Source organism: Collimonas sp. (genome assembly GCF_044339385.1).
In the GTDB taxonomy this organism is placed as follows: domain Bacteria; phylum Pseudomonadota; class Gammaproteobacteria; order Burkholderiales; family Burkholderiaceae_D; genus Collimonas.
In genome coordinates, this window is the sequence record NZ_JBIIVN010000134.1 from 1 (window position 1) to 7,271 (window position 7,271).

Annotated in this window: 6 protein-coding genes; all 6 read right to left on the minus strand. The window is 54.9% G+C overall.

What is annotated here, in order from left to right; all coding sequences use genetic code 11:
* Window positions 1-142 precede the first annotated feature (142 nt).
* Window positions 143-1,378 carry a cystathionine gamma-synthase family protein gene (locus tag ACIQ0R_RS09880; RefSeq protein WP_395826683.1) on the minus strand — a complete coding sequence of 412 codons (1,236 nt, stop codon included), beginning with the start codon at window positions 1,376-1,378 and terminating at the stop codon, window positions 143-145.
* Between the two features lie 168 nt (window positions 1,379-1,546).
* Window positions 1,547-3,064: an amidophosphoribosyltransferase gene (purF, locus tag ACIQ0R_RS09885; protein ID WP_395826686.1), complete on the minus strand. Its 1,518-nt coding sequence runs from the start codon at window positions 3,062-3,064 to the stop codon at window positions 1,547-1,549.
* Window positions 3,065-3,143: 79 nt separating this feature from the next.
* A complete protein-coding gene (locus ACIQ0R_RS09890; protein ID WP_395826696.1) occupies window positions 3,144-3,632 on the minus strand; it encodes a CvpA family protein in 489 nt (162 codons plus the stop codon).
* Between the two features lie 84 nt (window positions 3,633-3,716).
* Window positions 3,717-4,562: an SPOR domain-containing protein gene (locus tag ACIQ0R_RS09895; protein ID WP_395826689.1), complete on the minus strand. Its 846-nt coding sequence runs from the start codon at window positions 4,560-4,562 to the stop codon at window positions 3,717-3,719.
* Window positions 4,563-4,730: 168 nt separating this feature from the next.
* Window positions 4,731-6,041, minus strand: a complete 1,311-nt coding sequence (gene folC / locus ACIQ0R_RS09900; protein ID WP_395826691.1) for a bifunctional tetrahydrofolate synthase/dihydrofolate synthase — start codon at window positions 6,039-6,041, stop codon at window positions 4,731-4,733.
* A 119-nt stretch (window positions 6,042-6,160) separates the two neighbouring features.
* Window positions 6,161-7,033: an acetyl-CoA carboxylase, carboxyltransferase subunit beta gene (gene accD, locus ACIQ0R_RS09905; RefSeq protein ID WP_395826694.1), complete on the minus strand. Its 873-nt coding sequence runs from the start codon at window positions 7,031-7,033 to the stop codon at window positions 6,161-6,163.
* Between the last annotated feature and the right edge of the window lie 238 nt (window positions 7,034-7,271).

Below are 7,271 nucleotides of genomic sequence, written 5' to 3' on the forward strand. Positions count from 1 at the left end.
CAAAACTAATTACACCCTCCATTCTTGCCGTTGCAACTAAAAGTGGCGAGCTCTGCGGACCGCGCCACCATCTGAATCTGAAATACAAACGGGATGCTTGCCTGGCAACCATCCCGCTCTCATCCTCCTGCCCGCAGCTGACTCAGGCGTGCAATGCTTGCCTGAAATCGGCCACCAGATCGTCGGTATCTTCGATACCGATCGAAACCCGGATCAACGATTCGCTGATGCCCATAGCAGCACGCCGCTCTGCACCGATCTCGTAGAAAATAGTATGCGCCACTGCAATCACCAAGGTCCGGTTATCACCCAAATGGGTAGCGGAAATCGCTAGCTTCAAACGATTCAAGTAATCAAAACAATCGATTTCCGGCTTCAATTCAAAGCTAAACAGATAGCCACTGCTGCGGAACAATTCGCTCGCCAATGCATGCTGCGGATGCGACTCCAGGCCTGGATAATGCACCGCGGCGACGCGCGGATCGGCTTCCAGCATCTGCGCCACCGCTAAAGCACTCGCGCTGCTGCGCTCCATGCGCAAGGCGATGGTTTCAGCGCCGACCGCAATATGATGCGCCGCTTCCGGGCCGAGCGCAGCGCCGAAATCGCGCAGACTCTTGGCACGGATTTGCGCCAGTGCCCACTGAGCTTGCGGATTACGCTTGTAGGCATCATAGATATTCGGAGAACGGCTCCAGTCAAACAAACCTGTATCGGTGATTGCACCGCCCAGCGCATTGCCATGACCGCCGATCGACTTGGTCAACGAGTTGACCACCAGGCCGGCACCAACCACTTTGGGCTGGAACAGGTAAGGTGAAGTCATCGTATTGTCCACCACGAACAATATTCCGCGTGCATTGCACAGCTCGCCAATACGCTTGAGATCTGCGATCTGCGTGCGTGGATTGGCGATGGTTTCGACAAACACCATCCGCGTCGTCGGCGTCAGCGCTGCCTCTACCCGCGCCACATCAGTGGCATCAACCATGCTTATCTTACCGCCTTGAGCGCCAAAGGTTTGCCAGATACTAGCCGTATTCCCGAACAAAAATGCCGATGACACAACATGGTCGCCTTCGCGCAGCAAAGCCTGGATCAATGCGCCAATTGCCGCCATACCGGAAGCGAAACAGATGGTGGTGAGGCCGCCTTCCATTTTGGTAACCTTGTCCTCCAGTGCAGCAACTGTCGGATTGCCTTGACGGCCATAACGATAACCCGACTGCTTGCCCTGGAATACATCGGCCAACTGGCGCGCATCCTTGTAGCCCCACGTCACGGAGCTATGGATCGGCTTATGCGGTGCGCCATGCTCGACAGTCTTCTGGCGGTCGCTATGCAGGATGGTGGTAGTGAAACCGTATTTTTGCATCATGTTTTGATCGCTGCTTGTGTCGGGTGGGCACCAGTGCCCGCGCGGGCCCTTGTTACATTGCTCGCTCAGGCAAGGGTGGGCACGATGCCCCACCCTACCCACTCTCTGCTACAGCCAGGGCATGCTGCTAACCCTAACTTACCGCCTGGCCAGTTGAGTGCAGAGTAATTAATCAACTTGCGCCAGGCTAAGATTCAACTGCGAACGCACCGCTTCCTCAGCTTCAGGTTTTGGATTGTTCCTTGCAAATTCGATACGATCAAGATAATCGCGTGAAATGTCGCCAGTGATGTAATTGCCGTCAAAGCAGGATGCTTCGAAATTCAACAGCAGCGGATTGACGTCAGAGATGGAGTGCCGCAATGCATCGATATCCTGATACACCAACGCGTCAGCGGTAATTTCACGGCAGACTTCTTCGTCCGTACGACCATACGCAATCAGTTCGCCGCGGGTCGGCATATCGATACCGTAGACGTTGGGAAACTTGACCGGTGGCGCTGCCGACGCGAAGATCACGCGTTTAGCACCCGAGTCACGCGCCATTTGCACGATCTCACGGCTGGTTGTGCCGCGCACGATGGAGTCATCGACCAGCAGCACGGTCTTGCCCTTGAATTCAGATGCGATCGCATTCAATTTCTGACGTACCGATTTTTTGCGAATTGCTTGCCCCGGCATCAAGAAAGTTCGGCCGATGTAACGGTTCTTGATAAAGCCTTCGCGATATTCGATGCCCAGTTTGAGCGCCAGCTGGATCGATGCCGGGCGCGACGAATCCGGAATCGGCATGACTACATCGATGTCACCGCTGCGGAACTCTTTCTTGATTTTGTCAGCCAGGTACTCGCCCATTTTCAGGCGGGTGGCATACACTGAGGCGCCATCAATTATCGAATCCGGCCGAGCCAGATAGACGAATTCAAACGCGCATGGATTCAGCGTCGGATTTTCGGCGCACTGCTGGTTGTACATCTGGCCGTCGATATCGATGAAAATCGCTTCACCAGGCATGACATCGCGCAGGAAGCGGAAGCCGAGACCTTCGAGTGCAACCGATTCGCTGGCAACCACGTATTCAGTGCCCTTATCGGTTTCGTTGGCACCGATACACAATGGGCGAATGCCGTAAGGATCGCGGAAAGCCAACAAACCGTGGCCAGCAATCTGCGCTACCACGGCGTATGAGCCACGCACCCGCTTGTGGACATTGCCGACGGCCTTGAACAACACGCCCGGATCAAGCGAATAGTCGATCGTGGCTTGCTGGATCTCGTGCGCGAGCACGTTCAGCAGCACTTCGGTATCGGAATCCGTATTGATGTGCCGACGATCGTTTTTGAACATCTCGATCTTCAGTTGCTCGGCGTTGGTCAGGTTGCCGTTGTGCGCCAGGATGATGCCAAACGGCGCATTGACGTAGAACGGTTGCGCCTCTTCTGCGCTGGCGGTGCCGGCGGTTGGGTAGCGCACCTGGCCGATGCCGTAATTACCCGGCAGCGAACGCATGTTGCGGGTACGGAAAACGTCGCGCACCAGGCCGTTGGCCTTATGCATAAAAAATCTGTTACCGTGATTAGTTGCGATGCCCGCAGCATCCTGACCGCGATGCTGCAAGAGCAACAACGCGTCATAAATAAGTTGATTTGCGGGATTTTGGGAAGCGATGCCGACTATGCCACACATGGTGGACTCCTAAACAATAAACAATTCGTTACAGCGTAACGGGTACGGCGTAAAGACACGGCAACCCATTACAGCAAATTCAAAACTTCAGATGGCTCGCAAACGTCCCTGGTAAATAAGGAACCACAGCTCGCGCAGCGGATTCGGCAAACGGGCTCAGCATCGCATCGCGCCAAAAAGGCTGTTGCGGCATTGCCGTAGCACCACACACCAACACTACCGCCAGCACGATTAGCAGGCCGCGCGCCACCCCGAACAATACACCCAATCCATGATCGACGACTCCCAGGCCGCTAGCCTTAATCACAGCACTGAGCGCCATGCTCAACAACATCATGAGTAACCTCGCGCCAATAAATAGCGCCAGAAAAGCCGCGATTAAGCGTGCTACATTTCCTGGAATTACGTCGGGAAGCAATTCTGCCAGAATTTCACCATATGCGTTGGCGACCACTAAAGCAATCACCCAACTCGCCAACGACAGAATCTCTTTTGCCAAACCGCGCAAAGTGCTGATCACCACCGAGCAGATCAATATGAACAACACCAGATAATCGAAAGTGGTCACGCGGATTGGGGGGCTTCTGATAGCCAATGTATATGGAGCAACTAACACGAAAATCAAGCCGTCTGCATCAGACTGCATTTTCATTCAGCCTGGAATCAAACTGCCGTTAAAACCCAGCTTGGACAGCTTGGCCCGCGCCTTTTCAGCTTCTTCCTTGCTACTGAAAGGACCAACACGGATGCGAATACGTTCGCCACCGGCTGTCGGCACTTTTTGTGTATAAGACTGAATGCCAGCTTCTCTCAGCTTGCTCTGTAGTTCATTCACCCCGTCTTGAGACTCTAGTGCAGCGACCTGTAACAGGAATTTCCCCGGCTTTTTCTGTGGTGCTGGAGCAGCATCGGTGTGACCGTCAAGGATCGCCAAAGCACGGGCAGAGTCGTCGCTTCTGTCGACTGCCATCTCCGGTTTCGACTTGATTTCGGCTTTTGGCTTAAGCTCTGGCTTAGGGTCTGGCTTAGGCTTCACATCGGACTTCGGCACTGCTGGCTTGGGTGCCGCCACAACGGCAAGGCTGTCAACAGCAGCGGGCTTGGTAACAGCGCTTGCCGCAGACGACGTTGTTACCGGCGCAGCGGCAGACTGGGGTGCGGCCGAAGCCGCGGGAGCAGGTGCTGCAGTAGCTGCGCTGGTTGCAGCCGACGCCGACTCAACGATTTCTTCGCGCTTGTCCAATCCGTTGCTGCTGACAGATGCAGCGGCGCTGCTGGCGGCAGGCTTGTCGCGCGATGGGATCTGAATTGCGATGTCATCCGCCAACGGTTTCGGCTCAGAATCGAGGATCATCGGGAGTACGATCACCACGGCCAGCACCAGCGCCACAGCACCGACCAAGCGGCGACGAGCACGCTTTTTTTCCGGCAGGACCGGGTCTACCGCTTCGTTCTGTTGATTGGCCGTCTTGCCGGCTCGCGTTTTGCGAGGGCGCAAAGGCAGCTCCGCCTGCTCGGCATCCGGGCCGAATCGGGTGCCGGCCCTTGACCGGTAGACGCCTTGATCAGGGTCGGTTTGCTGCTTGTTTTTGCGAAGAAAAGAGAACAAACCCATGCGATATATTTTGCTAGTTGGCGGCTTTAGGAGCAATCCGCTTGAAAATCGTCAGTGGAATCCGGATTTCCTGGCTTGCATGACACCGGCCACCGTCAGGAATGATCCGAAAACCACAATTCTATCATTCTCGCCAGCCCTGCTTAATGCATTTGCGTAGGCTTCTGCTGGCGAATCGAAGCAAAGCACGCTGGATTCGGCATCACCGCCGTGCTCAGGATGGGCATCGCCCCCCAGCAAACGTTCTTCCAATTGCCTTGCTGAGGCTGCGCGCGGCAACGGGAGCGCGGTCAGGCACCAGTGATCGATACGCCCCTTTAGTTGCGCGACAATACCTTCAATATCCTTATCGAGCATGGCACCAAACACCGCGTAGGTGTAGGGATGAAAGCCCATGTTGTCGAGGTTTTGTGCCAGCGTCGCTGCGGCATGCGGATTATGGGCAACGTCCAGGATCACCAGCGGCTGTCCCGGCAGCACCTGGAAACGCCCCGGAAGATCCATCATGGCGAAGCCGTTACGCACTTCCTGGGCACCCACCGGCAAACTATCCCGTAGCACTTCCAGCGCAGCCAATGCCGCAGATGCGTTCAACAACTGATTGGCGCCGCGCAGGCTAGGATAGCCGAGTGAATTACGGCGCTGCGTCCGGCCGCTATAGTTCCATTGCTGCTTATCGCCGGTGTAGTTGAAATCGCGCCCCATGAGCCACAGATCAGCGCCAATCGCGTTAGCATGATCAATCAGCGATTGCGGCGGCACCGGATCGCTGCAGATGGCAGCTTTGCCGGCGCGGAATATGCCAGCCTTTTCAAAGCCAATTTTCTCGCGCGTATCACCCAGGTAGTCGGTATGATCGATATCGACGCTGGTGACGATCGACACATCTGCATCGACAATATTGACCGCATCCAGACGTCCGCCGAGGCCGACTTCGAGAATCACGATATCAAGATTGGCCTGCGACAACAAATGCATGATGGCTAAAGTGGTGAATTCGAAATAGGTCAGCGAAACATCGCCGCGCAGCGCTTCTACTGCCTCAAAACTGGCAATCAGCGCCGCATCGGATGCTGATTCGCCACCAATCCGAGCGCGCTCGTTAAAATCCAAAAAATGCGGCTTGATGTAGAGCCCGACCTTGTAACCGGCACGTAGCAAAATGGATTCCAGCATGGCACAGGTTGAACCCTTGCCATTTGTACCGGCAACCATGATAACCGGGCAGGAGAATTGCAACTGTAGCCGCTGCTTCACCAGAACCACTCTGTCCAGACCCATATCGATGGTCTTAAAATGGCGCGACTCAAGCAATGTGAGCCATTCGGCGAGCGTTAGTGGTTTAGGAGGCAGAGTGGGCATATGAAAATCCAGCGAAAAGCCTGCTCCGGATATTGCAACAATACACAACCAGAAGCCGGCCTGAAAAAACAAAAGGCCCGAACCGATAACAGTTCAGGCCGCGACCCGCACAATTCACATCAAGCGATGGATTCGGCCGGCTGATCTTGCAACAACCCCAATAAGCGCGCAATTTCTTCGCGCATCTTGCGACGATCAACAATCATGTCCACCGCGCCCTTGGTGACCAAAAATTCAGCGCGCTGGAAGCCTTCAGGCAACTTTTCGCGCACGGTGTTTTCGATCACACGCGGGCCGGCAAAACCGATCAGTGCTTTCGGTTCGGCAATGACGATGTCACCCATAAACGCAAACGAGGCCGATACCCCGCCCATGGTCGGGTCGGTCAGCACGCTGATGAACGGCAATTTCTTTTCCGACAACTTAGTCAGCATTGCCGTGGTCTTGGCCATTTGCATCAGAGACAACAGGCCTTCCTGCATCCGCGCGCCGCCAGTGGCGGTGATGCAGATGAACGATACTTTCTGCTCCAATGCAACCTGAGCACCGCGGACAAAGCGTTCGCCCACCACAGAACCCATCGAGCCGCCCATGAATTCGAACTCAAAACAGGCGACCACCACCGGCAAGCTCATGATCGAGCCACCCAGCACGATCAATGCGTCGGTTTCGCCGGTAGCATCCATTGCCGCCTTCAGACGGTCTGGATACTTCTTGCTATCCTTAAACTTAAGGGTATCGATCGGCAGTGTTTCCTGGCCGATTTCATAACGCCCACCGGCATCCAATAACGCATCCAGACGATCACGCGCACGAATGCGCATGTGGTGGCTGCACTTCGGACAAACGTGGATGTTCGATTCGAGATCCGTGCGATACAGAACTGCCTCGCAAGACGGACATTTGACCCACAATCCCTCAGGAATCGACTTGCGCGTTGCCGACTCGTTACGCTGAATACGTGGGGGCAATAATTTTTCTAGCCAACTCATAGAGCGACCTCCTTCAGATTTTTTCTTGCCGGATTGTACCTTCAACCCTAAAACAGCGAAACAGTTAAAACATTTTGTCAGCAGAGTTTGAAAGCCAACGCAATCTGGTAAATCCCACTCCTGTTGCCGCCCGGCTAAAGTGGACCCATCTGTCCAGACAAATATCTGCATAGTTTAAGAAGCACTTCCTGCCTCCAATACAGCTGCGCGGCGCTGTCCCGGTTTTTCTGTTGCTCTT

What these genes read in the sequence shown, in the direction of transcription:
- ACIQ0R_RS09880 (WP_395826683.1), bottom strand. Translation starts at nt 1,378, where the DNA reads ATGATGCAAAAATACGGTTTCACTACCACCATCCTGCATAGCGACCGC.
- accD (WP_395826694.1), bottom strand. Translation starts at nt 7,033, where the DNA reads ATGAGTTGGCTAGAAAAATTATTGCCCCCACGTATTCAGCGTAACGAG.
- purF (WP_395826686.1), bottom strand. Translation starts at nt 3,064, where the DNA reads ATGTGTGGCATAGTCGGCATCGCTTCCCAAAATCCCGCAAATCAACTT.
- folC (WP_395826691.1), bottom strand. Translation starts at nt 6,041, where the DNA reads ATGCCCACTCTGCCTCCTAAACCACTAACGCTCGCCGAATGGCTCACA.